Raw genomic sequence first — 16,977 nt, forward strand, 5'->3', positions numbered from 1 at the left:
CAATCCCTCGCCCGCAATGCTGTCCAACCCTCAACGCCCTCATAGAGGGGAGTAGCTTCGGCAGCCGCGCTCGCGGCTGCAGCGGTGCGGCCGTCAGGACGAGTCCAAAAACGCTCCGGCTGCATCGGCGCCCAGCGATCGTGTGATCGCTCCGCGGTAGCGAGACCTCACGTGGCACCAGCGCTGCTTGCAGCGCTGCGTCACGGCCTGGTCGGACGCTGACGGAGCACACATGGATCTCTTTTCCCTGCAGTTCCTTTCCGCCCTCGCCGCCATCGTGGTGATCGACCTCGTGCTGGCGGGCGACAACGCGATCGTCATCGGGCTCGTCGCGCGGCGCCTGCCTGCGACCCTGCGCCGGCCCGCCATCGTATGGGGCACCGTCGGTGCGGTCGGGGTCCGCATCGCGATGACGCTCGCCGTCGTCTGGCTGCTCGAGATTCCGGGTCTGCGCGCCGTGGGTGGCGCTCTTCTCGTCTGGATCGCCTACAGGCTCCTGCTCGACTCGAATGCGGATGGAGAGCACCACGTTCGGCCGGCCGCGGGCTTCTGGGCAGCGATGCGGACCATCATCGTCGCCGATGCGTTGATGGGACTCGACAACGTGCTCGCAGTCGCCGGTGCAGCGCAGGGCAGCGTGATGCTCGTCGTGCTCGGTCTCCTGATCAGCGTACCGATCATGATCTGGGGCAGTCAGCTGATCCTCAAATACGTGGAGCGTTATCCCGCCATCGTGTATTTCGGCGCCGGCGTTCTCGCGTGGACGGCGGCAAAGATGGTCCTGTCCGAGCCGCTCCTCGCACCTTATATGCCGGAGCGCGACGCCGCAGCCGTGGTCATCTACCTGGCGGTCATCGCGGGGACGCTCGTCTGCGGATTCGCCGGGAACCGACGGGGTGTCGGCAAGCGCATCACTGCACACCTGGTGACGGTGTCGGCAACACCCGCCGAGGCCTGTCGCCCGGCGGTCACTCGCGAAGGAGACGATCGTATGAAAAAGATATTACTGCCCGTCGACGGCTCGTCCAATTCACTCAAGGCCGTGCGCCACGCGGTGAATCGCTCCGTCGGCGGCGAAGCGCTCGAGCTCCATCTGTTGCACGTGCGCGAGCCGTTCTCGCAGCACATCGCGCGCTTCGCGCGGCGCCGCGACCGCATGGGGTACCATCGCGACCAGGCCGAGAAGGCGCTCGAGCCCGCGCGCAAGCTTCTCGCGCAGTTCAACATCCCTTACTGCTCGCACGTGCAGCTTGGCAACCGCGCCGAAACGATCGTGCGTTTCGCGGAGACGCTCGGCGCCGCCGAGATCCTCATCGGGACGGCACGCAAGAACTCCATCACGCGGATCCTGGAAGACTCGACCACCTTCAAGGTCCTGGAATCCTCGTCCGTACCGGTGGGGGTGGTCGCGGGCGACGCGATCTCCCCGTTGGAGCGATACGGCGCGCCGGTCACCGTGGCGGCCGTCGTCGCCCTGCTGATCGCCGCAATCGAATGAACGGGTTCCGGCGCCCGCTGATGGCGGGCGCGATCGGGATATGCAACAGTACAGGGCATGTCCACCGAGACTTGGGAGCTCCTGAGCTACATCGTTACGGTCTTCGGCCTGCCGTTGGCCATCGGCGTCTTTTTCTACGAGCAGCGCAAAGAGCGCGAGAACGAGGAGGAGGAGGTCTATCAGCTGCTCTCGGACAACTACCAGGATTTCCTGAAGGTCGCGCTGGAGAATCCTGACCTGCGGCTCTTTTCGAAAGACGTGACGCCGGGTCTCAGCGCCGAGCAGCGCGAGCGCAAGCTCATCGTGTTCGACATGCTGGTCTCCCTCTTCGAGCGCGCGTATCTCCTCCTGTACGAAACGTCCATGTCGGCCCAGCAGGCGCGGCGCTGGAGCTCCTGGGAGGACTATATGCGCGAGTGGTGCGACAGGCCGGACTTTCGCGCCGCGCTGCCCGACCTTCTCAGGGGCGAAGACCCGGAGTTCGTCACTTACATCCGCAGGTTGCTTGCGGAGCAGGTTCCGGTATGACCTGCGTGCAGCGGCGGGCTCACGGCGTGCCTGCCGCCCCTTCACCGCTCACCGCAAACACCTCGAGCCCGGCATCGGCCGCGTGGGACCCGTAGCGGCGCTCGAGGGCATCACGCAGCTCGCCTCTCGTCACCAGGCCGTTTCGATTGACGTCGATGTCGTCGAACACGGGCAGGAAATTGACGTCGCCTCCGGCCTCCTCACGGGACACCTGCGCGTCACGGTTGCGGTCGAGCGAATCGAACAGCGTCGCCAGCTCCCTGCCCACCCGGGTCTCATAGTTGTACTGGTCGCTTGCGAGCGCGCCTTGCATCCATACGGCCGCCGCTATGGTTACTACCATGCGCAGAACATATTTCATAGGGGTCCTCCGTTGACATGCGTTCATCAACCCTCACTGTAGCCGCCGGCTGCGCTCGCGATAAGCCGCCCGGCACGGGAATGTTTGTGCAGCGGAATGCATAATGAGGTCGTTCTAGGTGGAGACTCGGGTATGACCTGGCAACGGACCAAGATCGTGTGCACGCTGGGACCCGCGACAGACACGCCGGGCGTTTTGGCGGCAATGGTGCGCGCCGGCATGGACGTAGCCCGCATCAACCTTTCGCACGGCACGGACGCGGATCACGCACGGCGTATCCGGTTGGTGCGCGAGGTCAGCCGCGATTGCGGCGAACCCGTGGCCGTGCTGATCGATTTGCCCGGCCCGAAGTTTCGCCTCGGCGACATAGCCGGCGGCTCGCGGCCTCTACCGGATGGCGCGCGCGTGATCCTGGCCGAAGACGGGCCCGGCGCGGATGTGCTGCCGGTCAGGCAGCGTGAAGTTCTTGCGGCCCTGCAGCCCGGCCACAGCGTGTATCTCGCTGACGGCGCCGTCGAGCTGCGGGTGGTGGCTGCGACGGCGGATCGCGTGGCGTGCGAGGTCGTCATGGGCGGCACGGTTCGATCGGGATCCGGGCTCAACGTGCCGGAATCCGATCTACCGGGCCTCGTCCCGACGGCGCAGGACCGCACCCTCCTCGCCTTCGCGGCGTCGCAAGGCGTCGATTGGATCGGCGTCTCCTTCGTCCAGGCCGCTGCGGATCTCGCGCGTGTTCGGGAATGTCTTCCGGATGCTGCCGCGCCGCTGTTGATGGCCAAGATCGAAAAGCGCCGCGCGCTCGCGTCGCTGGACGAAATCGTCGAAAGCGCCGACGGCATCATGGTCGCGCGTGGAGATCTCGGCGTGGAGACCGACCTCGCCGAGATACCGCTCGTTCAGAAGCGCATCATCGCGGCGGCGAACGCGAGAGCGCGTCCGGTGATCACCGCGACCCAGATGCTCGAGTCGATGGTCGAGCACGACCATCCCACGCGCGCCGAGGTCACGGACGTGGCCAATGCGGTATTGGACGGGACGGACGCCGTAATGCTGTCGGCCGAAAGCGCTGTCGGTCGCAATCCGGTCGCTGCCGTGAACATCCTGCGACGCGTGGTTGCCGCGACCGAGAGCGAGTACGCACCCCGGATCTCCGCGGCGAAGTTGCATGCGACCGATGCAGTACGCCCCGGGGACGCGATTGCGTTCTCTGCGTGCCAGCTCGCGAAGCAGCTCGACGCCCGGGCGATCGTCATCGACGTGCGCACGGCACACCAGGCCGCCGCTCTCGCCCAATTTCGGCCGACCGCGCCGATACTCGCGTTCGCAGCAACCGAGAAGCTCCGTCACGCTCTGGCGCTCGTCTCGAGTGTGTCGCCCCTTGACGCATCTGACCGGGAGGACCCGCGGCCGCGGTTGGCACGAGCGGCACAGTGGCTCTATGCACGCGCATTGGCGCAACCTCACCAATCGGTTGTCGTCGTGTCGAGTGCCGACGCCGACGATAGTGACGATATGCTGCGCGTCGCACGGCTTCCGGCCTAGGACCGAGGGCGCGATACCCGAACACGTTATGCGGAGCTGAGCGCGATCTAGCGCGCGCTCGTCTTCGGCGATCTCGGTCCCGTGCTTCAAGCCGCGAGCGTTGAAGCGGCGATGCCAAGGGGGTGCCTGTTCCCCTCGCACTTGATCTACATCAATGTTCTGCGGAACAGGAAACGGGCTCGTACTCTCCTTGTTATTGGAAGCGGCCGACACAGCCTGCAGCGACCCTGGTCGCGGAAACAGCGTTGTTCCAAACGAATGGCTTATCGACGCGAATTGCCATCTGTAGACTGGTCTTGTCATCGGGGCCGTCGATCCGGCGACGGTCCGACACAGACGGCAAAGGAGCGAATCGTGAAAGGATATGCGGCATTCGAGGACTCCGCCTTGCGGGATCGCCTGGAGCGTCTCGACGAGGCAGAAGCCGATCTGCAGAAGGGACTCGCCGCAAGGATGTCGCAGGGGCATGCCGAGCAGCGCTGGCTTCGCACCGACCCACTGTTTCAGCAGCTTTCGGCTTCGCTGCAACGGGTGCGGGCCGACATGCGTGGCACCGAGGAAGAACTGTTGCGTCGCGAGGACGCGCACGGTCGACACTCTGTCGACGCGCGAAGAAACCGTTGCGCCAACCATCAGGAGATACTCGAATGGAATTAGCGATCCCATTACCTCTGACGCTCGAACACGAAGAGCTCCACGAGCAGCTCCGCAAAGCTACCCGCGAAAGCGGCGCTGTCGGCGAAGCAGCGAGGGCGGTCGCAAAGGTGCTGCATCCTCGAATGCGAGCCCGCATCGAGCCGCTATCGAAGGAGAACACGTGACCACCATGAAGGCTGCCGTATTCGAGCGCCCAGGCCGCATCGTGCTGCGCGAGAAGCCGATACCGCGCGTCGGCCCGACCGACGCGCTTCTTCGGATCACGACGACCACGATCTGTGGTACGGACGTGCATATACTGAAAGGTGAATATCCCGTCGCGCCCGGCCTGACGATCGGCCACGAGCCCGTGGGGGTGATCGAGGCCGTAGGATCGGCCGTCGTCGGCTATACGCCGGGCCAGCGCGCAATAGCCGGCGCGATCACGCCGTGCGGCCAATGCAATACGTGCCTCGACGGACAGCACTCGCACTGCGGCGGCAAGCTCATGGGCGGCTGGCGCTTCGGCAACACCATCGACGGCTGTCAGGCGGAGTATGTGCTCGTGCCCAATGCCGACGCGAACCTTGCGCCCATACCGGACGGGCTCACCGACGAGCAGGTGCTCATGTGTCCGGACATCATGAGCACAGGTTTCAGCGGGGCGGAGAGCGGCTCAGTGCGTATCGGCGATGCGGTAGCCGTGTTCGCGCAGGGTCCGATCGGTCTCTGTGCGACGGCGGGCGCCAAGCTTCGCGGCGCCACCCTGATCGTTGCCGTGGACACGCTGCCGGAGCGCCTCGCGATGGCGAAGCGCATGGGCGCCGATGTCGTCCTCGATTACCGGAAAACCGACGTCGTGCCGGAAATCATGCGACTGACGGGCGGGCGCGGCGTCGACGTCGCGATCGAGGCGCTCGGGACGCAGCAGACCTTCGAAAGCTGCTTGCGCGTCCTGAAACCCGCGGGCGTGCTGTCGAGCCTCGGTGTCTACTCGGGGAAGCTCGAGCTTCCGCTCGACGCATTCGCGGCGGGTCTCGGGGATCACAAGGTGATCACCACCCTGTGTCCCGGCGGCAAGGAGCGCATGCGCCGCCTGATGAACGTGATCGATTCGGACCGTGTCGATCTCGGGGGGCTGGTCACGCATCGTTTCAAGCTGGACCAGATCGAAGAAGCTTACGATCTGTTTGCGAACCAGCGCGACGGCGTGGTGAAGGTCGCTATCACACCCTGAGGGGACATAAACTCACGATGAACGACGCACCTGTGAGCGCGAGAAGCGCATGTCGTGGCGGCGTCCGCCCGACCCGGTCGAAGTCGCACAACGCCAGTTGACGGCCGATCTCGGGTGGATCGCCTGCTGCGTATGGTTGCGCAACCCGTGCTGGTCGTGCGCAGCCGCCCACGCCGCGCCTGCCGCAACATCGTCGTCGCCACCGACTTCTCGAACGCCGCTTTCGGGGCGCTGTTGACCGCCGCGGCGTTCTTCCCGGCAAGCCCGCTGAGCCGTTTCCACGCATACGAGCACCCGCACGTCGCAGTGGGCCACGACGTCGCCATCGCGCGCCAGTTTCGCGCCATGGCCGAAGAGGACAGCGAGGCTTTCCTCCGGCGCTTCAGGGCCGGCGCGGTTTCGGTACCGCCGCTTCAGACGTGGATCGAGCACGGCAATCCTGCCGCGCTCCTCGAGGAGCTGGTCCATGCGCGCGGCATCGATCTCGTGGTTCTCGGCGCACGCGGCAGGCATCCGATCGCCGAGATGGTGATCGGCGGCACCGCGAGCAGCATCCTGCGCGAGCTGCCGTGCGACGCGCTCGTGGTGCCGGCCGTGCCCGCGCTGGTCTCCGAGCGAGCCGACTGACGCTCGGGCACGTGGCCGGGCGCGCCTTCAATGTTTATGCTTCATGGCGCTCGGCTTCCGCGGCGGCGGTTTAGCCGGGTCGAAACCCTTGAACGCCGGGTTGTCGTGGATACCGTGCGGTTTTTTCAGCGATTCGCTCATGTAGAAATCCGGGTCGTACGCGACGTTCTTCCACATGTACCAGTCGTCCGGTTTCACACCTTCGTATTCCACGACCAGCATCGCCCCGCCGTGATCCTTGCCGGCATTGGTCGTGTGATGCTCGATATGATCGTGCGTCATCCAGATGCCCGGGTTGTTCATCCTGACGATGAGGTCGTAACGCTCACCCGGCTGCATCGCGAGCACGTCGATCGGGTGCGGATTGGCGAGCGGCAGCCCGTCCTTGTGCGTGAGCAGCGCGTCGTGCCCGTGCAGATGGAAGGCCACCGGCATCGTGGGCGCAAAGATCCTCAGGCGCAGCACGTCGCCTTTTTTCACCCGCAGCGGCTGGTTGTCGGGGAACGATTTGCCGTTGATCGAGAAGTAGTCCATGACTTCACCCGGCAGGCCGCCTTTTCCATACTCCCCTGCCACCGCGGAATTCCAGCTCGAGAACATCAGCACCGCGTCTTTCGTGACCTGCTTCTCCAGCGCGGTCGGCGTCTTCGGATCGATGACGAGCGGGCCCCACATGCCGCGCAGCGCGATGTGCTCCGCCACGTTGACGTGGCAGTGGTACCAGAGGCTGCCCGGCTTGTCGGCAATGAAACGGTAGGTATAACTGTCGCCCGGCTCGATCGCCTTCTGGGTCACGTCGGGCACGCCGTCGGACCGCCAGCTGTTCGTCTGGTATACGCCGTGCCAATGCACGGTGTGGCTCATGGTCGTGTTGTTCTGCACGACCGCTTCGACCTGGTCGCCCTCTTTCAGATGGATGAGCGGGCCCGGCACCTGGCCGTTGAAGGCCCACACCTTGGCGACGAGATTGGGCGCGACTTGCAGGTCGACCTCCTCGATCGTCAATTCGAATCGACGCAGCTCGGCGTGCGCGCCGAATGCGATGCCCAGCAGAGTGACCAGTCCGACCAATACACGGATCATGTTGCGTTTTCGCCTTATTTACTGCAGCATAGGACGCGCAGGTGCGCGACCAATGCGCGGATATCGTCGTCTTTGAGGTTGCCGCCCCAGGCGGGCATCAGCACCGACTTGTTGATCGCTTTGCCGCCCTGCTGAATGACCTTGATCAATTCCTCGTCGGTGCGCGCCGACATCTCCTTGGTATCGGTGTGATCTCGCGGCTGCACCGACATGAAGGCGGCATTCACGCCTTTTCCGTCGCCCTGCGTTCCGTGACATTGCGTGCAGTAGACGGTGTAGAGCTCCTTCCCCCGCGCGTCGTCCGCCGCATGTGCGACGACACTCAGACCGGCGAATGCCGTGATGAGCAGGAGTCTTGTCATGGCTGCTTCTCCCCTATGACTTTCAGGTAATCGGCGAGCTTGTGCACCGCCGCCGCGTTCGCATCGCCTTTGGGCATCATCGTGTGCGGATCCCATGCGACCGGATCGGCGATATACGAGCTGATGAACGCAGGCTGCAGGCGCTGCCACGCGGTATACAGCTCGGGGCCGGAGACCCCGCCCCGGTCGGGGGCGTCCCTGTGGCAGCCGTCACAGCCCTTGAACTTGCCGAAGTTCATCTGGCCCATGCGTGCAGCGATCGTCCCGGGCTCGTATTTCTCCGACTGTATGAGCTTGTCGAAAGGCCGCAACGTCATGAGATGGTCGGCGACGGCGCCGGCCTGCGCGGCCGGTATCGCCGGATGCTTCGGCAGCGACGCGGCGTCGACGACGTCGCCTTTCGGCCCGCGCTTGGCCAGCGCCGCGGGGAAGACGCCGGCGGGCCGCAGAGTGGTCGGAGCCTGCAGCCAGGCCACCAGCCAGTCACGGCGGAATTTGTTGCCGGCGAAATGCAGCGGCGGAGCCTTGCGCTGCGCGCGCTCCGCCGCGCCGGCGGCGGGATCGGGCGCCGCGAGGGCGTGACAGCCGCCGCACTGTTGCTGCACGTCTGCACCGACGTCACCCCGGGCCGCGGGGGAAACGGCGAAGGCGAGCGTTGCAGCGGCACAAGCGAGCGTGAAGTGTTTCATTGCGCCCCCTTCTCCGACGTACGAAGGATCAGCTTGTCGCCGTGCCCCTTGGTCGGATCCGCGTCCTTGTGGTTCATGAGCACGGTGATTCCTCCCTTGTGGGCGTGCTTCATGCGGTGATCGACCAGCGCGTTGTTGGTGGCGCGATCGGCGGGACTGACCAGGTCGAGAACCATCCCGTGCGCCGGCGGCACGTGGACCGTCTGCATGCCGTAGGCGACGTTCTTGGGATTGCCGTTGTCCCAGACCCGGTCCCAGATCCCCGCGATGGGATGGAACGCGGCCGATTCGTTGATCATCGCGTTCACGAAGTAGATCCGCACCCGTTCTCCGGGCCGGGATTCGAGCGCGATGCTCGCGTTGCTGTCGTGCACCGGGTCGTAGTGAAATACCTTTCCGTTCACCAGCACGCCCTGCCAGCGCTTGCCGTCCGTGATGTCGTGCGCCGAGGCGCCGGTCTCGAACAGGTCGCCGTGGACGAGCACGTACTCGCGATCGGGCTTCGGGTAATCCGCGGTGTAGCCTGCTTTCGGATCGACGATGATGACCCCGTACATGCCTCGCGATATGTGCTCCGACATGGAGTCGGCGCCACAGTGATAGATGAAGACGCCCGGGTATTCCGCCTTGAACGTGAATTTCTGGGTCTCTCCCGGTTTGACCGTAGCGAATTCGCCGAGCACGTCTGCACGCGCCGCGTGAAAATCCATCGAGTGGCTCTGGCGGTTCGATTTTTCGTTGATGAGCGTGAAGTCGACGACGTCGCCTTCGCGCACGCGAACGAGAGGACCCGGGATCGTGCCGCCGTAAGTCCACATCGGATGCTTGTTGCCGGCGTTGTCGATGACGAGGTCGAGCTCGCGCACCGGAATATCCACCTTTACCGTGGCCGCAACGGCGGTCGAGGCGCCGAGTACCGTCGCCAGCAGGAGCGCCGCAGGGAACAGGCGAGTCATCGGGTTTTCTCCTTCTTCGTCCATGAAAGTCTTCGCCACCTATTAACAAGTTCAGTGCCAGATGCCACTGCCTGTACAATCAAGGACTTGATCTTGATGCGTGTCCGCACGACAACCGCCTCGCCGTTGTCTTGACGACGACGCCGCTATGCAAATGACAACATCGGAAGCATTCGTGAACCTCGCCGGCGTCGTGGGCGATCTGTCGAAAGTGTTGCAACCGGAGGTGCGTTACACACGGCTGCTCGACGCGTTTCGCCGGAGCTTTCCGTGCGACGCGATCGCCCTGCTGGAGCTGGACGGCGAGCTGCTCGTGCCGCGTGCGGTGGAAGGTCTGAGCAGCGATACGCTCGGCCGGAGGTTCGTGATCAAGGAGCATCCGCGGCTTGCGCAAATCCTCCATAGCCGCCAGCCGATACGATTCCCGTCCGACTCCGCGTTACCCGATCCGTACGACGGGCTCGTCGACAACGTGCACGAGCACCTGGCGGTTCACGACTGCATGGGAGCCGCGCTTTACGTGGATGGGCGGCCGTGGGGCGCGGTGACGCTGGACGCGCTGACGCCGTCGACGTTCGACGAAATCGAGCTGGACGTCTTTCGCGCTTTTGTCGCCCTGGCCGCAGCGACCGTTCGCGCCGCCGACTGGATACAGCACCTGGAAGCGCGGCTCGAGCGGCACCACCGCATACAGCAATCGAGCTCGCACGACAGCGAGCGGGACGAGGTGATCGGAAGGAGCGAACCCGTCCGATGCATGACGCGCGAGGCCGAAACGGTAGCGCCCTCCGACCTGCCCGTGCTCATCCTCGGCGAGACCGGCGTCGGCAAGGAGCTCGTGGCGCGTCTGATTCATCGCCATTCCGCGCGTGCCGCCGAGCCGATGGTGCACGTGAACTGCGCCGCATTACCCGAGTCGATCGCGGAGAGCGAGCTCTTCGGCCACGTGCGCGGGGCGTTCTCCGGTGCAACCGAAGATCGCGCGGGGAAATTCGAGCTCGCACACGAAGGCACCCTGTTCCTCGACGAGGTCGGCGAGCTGCCGGCGGTGGTCCAGGCCAAGCTGTTGCGCGCGCTTCAAAACGGCGAGATCCAGCGCATCGGCAGCGATCGTCAGCACCGTGTCGACGTGCGCGTGATCGCGGCGACGAACCGCGATCTGAAGCAGGAAGTGGCGGCCGGCCGGTTCCGGATCGATCTCTACCACCGTCTGAGCGTTTATCCGCTGACGGTCCCGCCGCTGCGCGATCGAGGCGAGGACGTGCTCCTGCTCGCGGGTTATTTCATCGAGAGAAATCAGCGCCGGCTCGGTCTGCGCGGCGCTCATCTGAGCCGTGCCGCACGCGAGTGGCTCGTCGCCTACGATTGGCCCGGCAACGTGAGAGAGCTCGAACATACGCTCTCGCGCGCGATGATCCGGGCGCTCAGCACGGCCGGCTCGCGCGATCGTGTCATCGAATTGACGAGCCGGCACCTCGATGCGGACGGCCGCGTGGCGCCGCCGCGAACGACGGTGGCGGAGCCCGCCGATGTCGCCGACTCACTCTCGCTGACCGAAGCCCTCGACCTCTACCGTCGCACGCTGATCGAGGAGCGCCTGCGCGCCCATGGCGGCAATCGCGCGGCCGCGGCCCGATCTCTTCACATCGATCGCGGAAATTTCCACCGGCTGCTCAAGAAGCTGGGGCTGGACGAGCCGGGAACCCGCCGGTAAGGACAGCGGCGCGCCGGGCGAAGAAGGTCCTGCAGCCCGTTGCGCGGGGCCCTTTCAGCGGCGCCGTGGAACCCTGCGAGCGCGATCCGGCCAAGTATCTGCTGCATACAGCAGCGACTGCCGGGCTCTGCGCTGCGTGCAGCGCAAGCACAGGCCGAACAGCAGCGCGCCACTCGCGACGAGCCCGACTCCCACAGGCCCCGACGGAACGAACACCAGGACGCTACAGACCACCGCACCGGCCAATCCCGCACCGAACGCTCCGGTGCTCTTCCAGATGCTACGCATGACAGAACTCCTTTTCGGTAAACGATCCGCAGGCGATCACGTTCAATTGACGACCGGCGGCTTCTCGAACGTGTGATACGGCGCCGGCGACGGCACCGTCCACTCGAGGCCTTCCGCGCCTTCCCAGGCCCGGCCCGGCGCTTTGGCGCCGCCCCGCATGCACTTCACCACGGTCCACAGGAAGATGAGTTGCGAGAGTCCGAAGCCGAACGCCCCGACCGTCGACACCATGTTGAAGTCGGCGAACTGCAGCGAGTAGTCCGGGATGCGGCGCGGCATGCCGGCCAGACCCGAGAAATGCATGGGAAAGAATGCAACGTTGAAGAACACCATCGATAGCCAGAAGTGCCACTGGCCGAGCTTCTCGTGGTACATGTGGCCGGTCCACTTCGGCAGCCAGTAATACACGCCGCCGAAGATTGCGAAAAGCGAGCCGGCGACCAGCACGTAGTGAAAGTGTGCGACGACGTAATACGTATCCTGCACCTGGACGTCGATCGGAACGATTGCAAGAACGAGCCCGGTGAAGCCCCCCATCGAAAACACGAAGATGAAGCCGAGCGCGAACAGCATCGGCGTCTCGAAGGTCATCGAGCCCTTCCACATCGTCGCGATCCAGTTGAACACCTTTACGCCCGTCGGCACGGCGATCAGCATCGTCGCGTACATGAAGAACAGGAGACCGGCGGGGCCCATGCCGGCGGTGAACATGTGGTGCGCCCAGACGAGGAATGACAGCACGGCGATCGCCGCCACCGCATACACCATGGACGAGTAGCCGAACAGCGGCTTCCGGGCGAATGCGGGGACGATCTGGGACACGATGCCGAACGCCGGCATGACCATGATGTACACCTCCGGATGTCCGAAGAACCAGAAGATGTGCTGGTACATGACGGGATCCCCGCCGCCCGCCGCGTTGAAGAAGTTCGTGCCGAAGTGACGATCGGTGAGCAGCATCGTGACGGCGCCGGCGAGCACCGGCATGACCGCGACCAGGAGATAGGACGTGATCAGCCACGTCCACACGAACATCGGCATCTTCATCAGCGTCATGCCGGGCGCGCGCATGTTGAGGATCGTCGTGGCGATGTTGATCGCGCCCATGATCGAAGACGCGCCCATGATGTGAATCGCGAAGATGGCGAGGTCCATTCCCGGGCCCATCTGGGTCGAGAGCGGCGCGTAGACCGTCCAGCCCGCGGCGGCAGCGCCGCCCGGAACGAAGAACGAGGTAACCAGCAGGATGGCGCCGGGCGGCAGCAGCCAGAAGCTCCAGTTATTCATGCGCGCGAACGCCATGTCCGGCGCGCCGATCATGAGCGGAATCTGCCAGTTCGCAAAACCCACGAACGCGGGCATGATGGCCCCGAAGATCATGATCAGGCCGTGCATCGTGGTGAGCTGATTGAAGAAATGGGGCTCCCACAGTTGCAGGCCCGGCCTGAAGAGCTCCGCACGCAGCATGAGCGCGAGCACCCCGCCGATGATGAACATCGCGAAGCTGAACCACAGGTACATCGTGCCGATGTCCTTGTGATTGGTCGTAGTCACCCAGCGCATCAGGCCTCGCGCGGGGTGGTGATGCTCCTGATGCGTCGTAGCGGCCGACATACCATCCATGTCATTCATGTCCTGGTTCACGTTGCGCGATGCGCCTCTGATTGTTGCCGCAGCGCCCGGACGAGCTCTGCGTGCCACGCCTTACGATCGTTCGGGCACACGTAACGCCCGAGCCGCAGCTCCTGTGCGTGTGAGCGCAGCGTCACCTCCCGCGCCACGTCGTCATAGGTCACGCGGACCCAATAACGGTTGAATTTCCTTACGGTCGTGCGCCCGGCGTTGCGGATTTCGAGCGACAGCGTTCCCGCATCCACCGTCACCAGCTCGCAGTCGTCGGCGTGGGTCTCGACGTAAGCGAGCGCGCCGTACAACAGGCCTAGCTCGAGACCTGCGAAGACAGCGATGGGCCAGGCGCCTACTGCGAGCGCGTACGAGCACTGGGTCATCGTCAGAGCCACGGCGGTCCACAGGAACGCGCGGCGGCCCGCCGACGACCACGAGTTGTAACGATGCGCCGTGTGCGCGTACTCCGGGCCTGAAGCGGGCTGCGCGACGACCCCGATCGAATGCGGCCCGACCGGCATCGACGAAAGCCGTTCTGCAGGAAACGAACGCATTCAGAGCGCCTCGGCGGCGCTCGCGATCAGCCCTGCTGACCTGCGCAGTTGCCATTCGGCTTCAACGCTGATCCGGCACACCAGCGTGGCCGCCGCCTCCAGGCCGTCGATCAGGTCCACCGCCTCGCCGGCCCATACGGCCGCCGTGTCGTAATCGCGGTCGCGCACGGCCGCGCCGTATCTCTCCCGCTCGGTGACGAGCTCGCGCGTGAGATCGGCTTCGCGGCCGCTCCAGCGCTCCACGAACTTGTTGGAGAGCGCGCGTCCGGGATAGATGGAAGGCCATTCCAGTCCGCGCACGATGTCGAACGCGCGGGTTCGCTGCGTCTGCCCGCCGGCGGCCTCGACGATGCGCCGCTTCGCGGCGGCCGCGCCGAGCGCTTCCGGCGTGGCGTAGAAGCGCGTCCCGAGCAAGGCCCCTTGCGCCCCGAGGCAGAGGGCCGCCGCCAGACCGCGCCCATCCGCGATGCCGCCCGCCGCGACCACAGGGATCGGAGCTACGGCATCGACCACCGCGGGGACGAGAGGGAGCGTCGCGCGAGAGCAGCCGTGGCCTCCGGCCTCTGCGCCTTGCGCGACGATGATGTCCGCGCCGGCCTCTCTCGCCAGCTGCGCGCCGGCGAGGTCCTGCACCTGACAGATCAGCTTGCAACCCGATGCTTTCACGAGCGCGGCGTACGGCCGGGGATCGCCGAATGACAGCATCAGCGCCGCCGGCCGATATTGGAGCGCGAGCTTTACCGTCTCCGCGTCGATCGACCACGTGATGAATCCCACGCCCCAGGGCCGTTTTGTGCGCTCCCTGACCCGATCGAGCTCTCTGTGCAGCCACGCGTGATCGCCATAGCCGCCGCCGACCAGGCCCAGCCCGCCCGCGTTGGACACCGTGGCAGCGAGATCGCCGCCGGACACCCCGCCCATCGGGGCGAGGACTATGGGATGAAGAAGCCCGAGAATTCGTGTGAGTGTCGTCGTGATCACGCGGTTACCTCAGAACGAGAACCGGGATCTTCGAGTGCGTGAGAACCCTGGCTGTCTCGCTCCCGTGCAGGAGACGCTGGATTCCCCTGCGGCCGTGCGATGCCATCATGATCAGGTCGCATCGGGATTTTTTAGCCTGGTCGATGATCGCTTCGGATGGCGAGTCCGCCGCCGCGACCACGGTCTCGCACTCGACTCCCGCTTTGAGCGCGGCCTGCTTGACGGGGTTGAGCACTTCCTTCGAGTGCCTCTCCACGTCTTGTTCGAACTGCGCGCGCAGCAGCGGCACTTCGGGCAGCACGTACACTTCATCGGTCAACGGCCGAAAGCGTTGCACGACGTGAACGGCAGTGATGTGCGCCCCGAGAGCCTTGGCCATCTTGATCGTTTCCCTGACCCCTTTCTCCGACAACGCGGAGCCATCCGTGGGCAGCAATATGTGCTTGAACATAAGTCCTCCGAGCGTGAACAGAGGTATTGCTTTGTCATAATGATCTTCGGAACGCGATTGAGAAAACGAAATGAATTGCGCGATACCAGCAATTCCTTCGTTCCCTCGAGGCCGTGTCGGCCGGCCAGGCGACGCCCTGGTGCGATCAACGTCGCGCGCGAGTGGCGCCGGCGCCGTCTATGCCCGGGTCGACCGAAGACGTGTAGTGAGCGCGGTGTCGGCGTGCGATGCCGGACCGGGCAGCGAACGCGAGCGTGTATCCACGATCTGCTCGTACCAGATGTCGTGGTGCTCTTTGGCCCACGTTTCATCGACGCTTCCGTGCCGCATCGCGTGGTACGAGCCCTCGAGGCCGACGGTCCCGAGATAGATGTGGCCGATCGCCATGGCCATGAAACCGATCGCGGCGATCGCATGCGCTGCGTTGGCGATCTGCATCGTTTGGCGGCCCTGGCCGAAGTTCGGAAAATCGAGCACCAGGCCGGTGACGCTCACCACGATGCCGAGCAAGGTCACGCCTCCCCAGAACCAGATCTTCTCCCCGGCGTTATATCTTCCCGAAGATACGTGACGGCCCCGCAGGAAGTCGCCGACCCGTCGCAGCCATGTCCAGTCGTGCCGTCGGAACCCATTGCCGCGCACGAAAGTGAGAACCATCACGACCGTGCAAACCGCAAACAGGGGGCCTGCGAAGTTATGAAGGTTCTTGGCGCCGATGGTGACGGCGGAGAAAGCCCCATAGCCGATCAACGGCAATACGGCATAACGTCCGAAAAGCATCAGGATACCGGACGTCGCGAGGAGCACGAACGCGATCGCCGTCGTCCAGTGAACGAGCCGCTGCCACGAGTTGAAGCGCAGGATCTCGCGTCCGGTGCGTGGCTCCTTCAGCATGATCCTGCCACGCCACCAGTAGAACAGCGCGATCGCCAGAAATACGGCTACCAGCAGCCACCCGCCGAACACCGTGATCGGGCCGTTGCGAAGCTCCCGCCAGATTTCGCCCTCGCTCTGCACGAGTATCGTCGTCTCGACGCCGCGCACCTGGCTCGTCTGGTACGCGTTCTTCTCGCCTTCGCGCACGTCGCGCCAGAACGGCGCGTTGTTCAGCGGCTGCGCGTGTTCCCGGGCGGCTTGCGCGCGCTGCCCGCTTTGCTCCGCCTTCTCCTCTGCCGCTGGTGGCGCTGCGCCGAAGTCCGCCGCGTATCCGGCGTTCAGGCCGAGCGCCAGACAGATCATCGCCAGGACACTGATCCACCCAACTGCGGCATTGCGCTGCATCGGCCTTCCCTCCGGCGTTAATTCGCGATGCGCGAATACTCGTTCTGATTGCTGGTCCTGCCGCTGACCGCTTTTTCCCATTCGACCTTGTTTCCGTTGAACGGCGGTCCCTGCCAGGGCAGATTGTCCGGCTTGCCCTTGTACTCGCCCTGCTTGTAGACGGTCACCTGGGGTCGTTCGCCGCAGCCTGCGGCGCAGATGGCGACCAACGCCGCTGCCGCCAGAATCCGGGCCGCGCCGATCATTTCGAAGCCCCGGGTGCGGGGTTGCCACGCGGCTCGGGTTTGCCATACGCCGTGCCCCAGCCCCATACCTCGCTGCCCTTGCCGCGCGTGAACACGCGCTGGCGGTAGATGTCCGCGATGACGTCGCCGTCGCCGCCCAGCAGCGCCTTGGTCGAGCACATCTCGGCGCACGCAGGCAGCTTGCCTTCGGCGAGACGGTTGCGACCGTATTTCCTGAACTCGTCCGCGCTGTGGTCCTGCTCCGGACCGCCCGCGCAGAAGGTGCACTTGTCCATCTTGCCGCGCAGGCCGAACGCGCCGTCCTGCGGGAACTGCGGC

At 65.0% G+C, this 16,977-nt stretch carries 20 protein-coding genes and 1 pseudogene; 9 read left to right on the forward strand and 12 right to left on the reverse strand.

Annotated features, from left to right (window positions below):
- Positions 1-232: 232 nt before the first annotated feature.
- The 3 genes and pseudogenes from VHP37_05845 to VHP37_05855 all read left to right on the forward strand — a co-directional run bounded on the left by VHP37_05845 (position 233) and on the right by VHP37_05855 (position 2,026).
- Positions 233-799: pseudogene (locus VHP37_05845) on the forward strand (TerC family protein).
- 192 nt (positions 800-991) lie between these two features.
- Entirely contained in the window at positions 992-1,498 is a 507-nt protein-coding gene (locus VHP37_05850) for a universal stress protein (GenBank protein HEX2825848.1), read from the forward strand.
- Positions 1,499-1,555: 57 nt separating this feature from the next.
- Positions 1,556-2,026, forward strand: a complete 471-nt coding sequence (locus VHP37_05855) for a hypothetical protein (GenBank protein ID HEX2825849.1) — start codon at positions 1,556-1,558, stop codon at positions 2,024-2,026.
- Positions 2,027-2,045: 19 nt separating this feature from the next.
- Here the strand turns inward: VHP37_05855 and VHP37_05860 are convergent, their stop codons facing one another.
- Complete coding sequence (locus VHP37_05860) at positions 2,046-2,387, reverse strand: EF-hand domain-containing protein (GenBank protein HEX2825850.1); 342 nt, start codon at positions 2,385-2,387, stop codon at positions 2,046-2,048.
- A gap of 132 nt (positions 2,388-2,519) precedes the next feature.
- On the opposite strand from VHP37_05860, the gene pyk reads away from it, so the two are divergent.
- The 5 genes from pyk to VHP37_05885 all read left to right on the forward strand — a co-directional run bounded on the left by pyk (position 2,520) and on the right by VHP37_05885 (position 6,429).
- On the forward strand, positions 2,520-3,929 hold the full coding sequence (gene pyk / locus VHP37_05865; GenBank protein ID HEX2825851.1) for a pyruvate kinase: 1,410 nt from the start codon (positions 2,520-2,522) through the stop codon (positions 3,927-3,929).
- 354 nt (positions 3,930-4,283) lie between these two features.
- Positions 4,284-4,586 carry a hypothetical protein gene (locus VHP37_05870; GenBank protein HEX2825852.1) on the forward strand — a complete coding sequence of 101 codons (303 nt, stop codon included), beginning with the start codon at positions 4,284-4,286 and terminating at the stop codon, positions 4,584-4,586.
- Positions 4,577-4,750 (forward strand): hypothetical protein, encoded by a 174-nt coding sequence (locus VHP37_05875; protein HEX2825853.1) that lies wholly within the window; start codon positions 4,577-4,579, stop codon positions 4,748-4,750. The genes VHP37_05870 and VHP37_05875 overlap by 10 nt, the downstream gene beginning before the upstream one ends.
- Before the next feature lie 5 nt (positions 4,751-4,755).
- Positions 4,756-5,802, forward strand: a complete 1,047-nt coding sequence (locus tag VHP37_05880; protein HEX2825854.1) for an NAD(P)-dependent alcohol dehydrogenase — start codon at positions 4,756-4,758, stop codon at positions 5,800-5,802.
- Positions 5,803-5,934: 132 nt separating this feature from the next.
- Complete coding sequence (locus VHP37_05885) at positions 5,935-6,429, forward strand: universal stress protein (protein ID HEX2825855.1); 495 nt, start codon at positions 5,935-5,937, stop codon at positions 6,427-6,429.
- 27 nt (positions 6,430-6,456) lie between these two features.
- On the opposite strand, the gene VHP37_05890 is transcribed toward VHP37_05885, so the two are convergent.
- Genes VHP37_05890 through VHP37_05905 form a run of 4 tightly spaced genes read right to left on the reverse strand, consistent with a single transcriptional unit; the run spans position 6,457 to position 9,519 of the window.
- Positions 6,457-7,512, reverse strand: a complete 1,056-nt coding sequence (locus VHP37_05890) for a multicopper oxidase domain-containing protein (GenBank protein ID HEX2825856.1) — start codon at positions 7,510-7,512, stop codon at positions 6,457-6,459.
- 14 nt (positions 7,513-7,526) lie between these two features.
- Entirely contained in the window at positions 7,527-7,874 is a 348-nt protein-coding gene (locus VHP37_05895) for a cytochrome c (GenBank protein ID HEX2825857.1), read from the reverse strand.
- Positions 7,871-8,563, reverse strand: coding sequence for a hypothetical protein (locus tag VHP37_05900; protein ID HEX2825858.1), 693 nt, complete (start codon positions 8,561-8,563; stop codon positions 7,871-7,873). Before VHP37_05900 ends, VHP37_05895 begins: the two co-directional genes overlap by 4 nt.
- Entirely contained in the window at positions 8,560-9,519 is a 960-nt protein-coding gene (locus VHP37_05905; protein HEX2825859.1) for a multicopper oxidase domain-containing protein, read from the reverse strand. The genes VHP37_05900 and VHP37_05905 overlap by 4 nt, the downstream gene beginning before the upstream one ends.
- 175 nt (positions 9,520-9,694) lie before the next feature.
- On the opposite strand from VHP37_05905, the gene norR reads away from it, so the two are divergent.
- The gene (gene norR, locus VHP37_05910; GenBank protein ID HEX2825860.1) at positions 9,695-11,233 is read left to right on the forward strand and encodes a nitric oxide reductase transcriptional regulator NorR; all 1,539 of its coding nucleotides are present in this window, start codon (positions 9,695-9,697) and stop codon (positions 11,231-11,233) included.
- Positions 11,234-11,563: 330 nt separating this feature from the next.
- On the opposite strand, the gene ctaD is transcribed toward norR, so the two are convergent.
- The 7 genes from ctaD to VHP37_05945 all read right to left on the reverse strand — a co-directional run.
- Entirely contained in the window at positions 11,564-13,084 is a 1,521-nt protein-coding gene (ctaD, locus tag VHP37_05915; GenBank protein HEX2825861.1) for a cytochrome c oxidase subunit I, read from the reverse strand.
- Positions 13,085-13,161: 77 nt separating this feature from the next.
- On the reverse strand, positions 13,162-13,668 hold the full coding sequence (locus VHP37_05920; protein HEX2825862.1) for a DUF2244 domain-containing protein: 507 nt from the start codon (positions 13,666-13,668) through the stop codon (positions 13,162-13,164).
- Positions 13,669-13,701: 33 nt separating this feature from the next.
- Complete coding sequence (locus tag VHP37_05925; GenBank protein ID HEX2825863.1) at positions 13,702-14,682, reverse strand: nitronate monooxygenase; 981 nt, start codon at positions 14,680-14,682, stop codon at positions 13,702-13,704.
- A 4-nt stretch (positions 14,683-14,686) separates the two neighbouring features.
- Positions 14,687-15,133 carry a universal stress protein gene (locus tag VHP37_05930; GenBank protein HEX2825864.1) on the reverse strand — a complete coding sequence of 149 codons (447 nt, stop codon included), beginning with the start codon at positions 15,131-15,133 and terminating at the stop codon, positions 14,687-14,689.
- Positions 15,134-15,310: 177 nt separating this feature from the next.
- Positions 15,311-16,414 (reverse strand): formate dehydrogenase subunit gamma, encoded by a 1,104-nt coding sequence (locus VHP37_05935; GenBank protein HEX2825865.1) that lies wholly within the window; start codon positions 16,412-16,414, stop codon positions 15,311-15,313.
- 17 nt (positions 16,415-16,431) lie between these two features.
- Positions 16,432-16,659: a hypothetical protein gene (locus tag VHP37_05940; protein ID HEX2825866.1), complete on the reverse strand. Its 228-nt coding sequence runs from the start codon at positions 16,657-16,659 to the stop codon at positions 16,432-16,434.
- Positions 16,656-16,977, reverse strand: a 322-nt coding sequence (locus VHP37_05945) for a formate dehydrogenase (protein ID HEX2825867.1), incomplete at its 5' end; no start/stop codon positions are given. The genes VHP37_05940 and VHP37_05945, both read right to left, overlap by 4 nt.

Source organism: Burkholderiales bacterium (genome assembly GCA_036262035.1).
Classification (GTDB): Bacteria; Pseudomonadota; Gammaproteobacteria; order Burkholderiales; family SG8-41; genus JAQGMV01.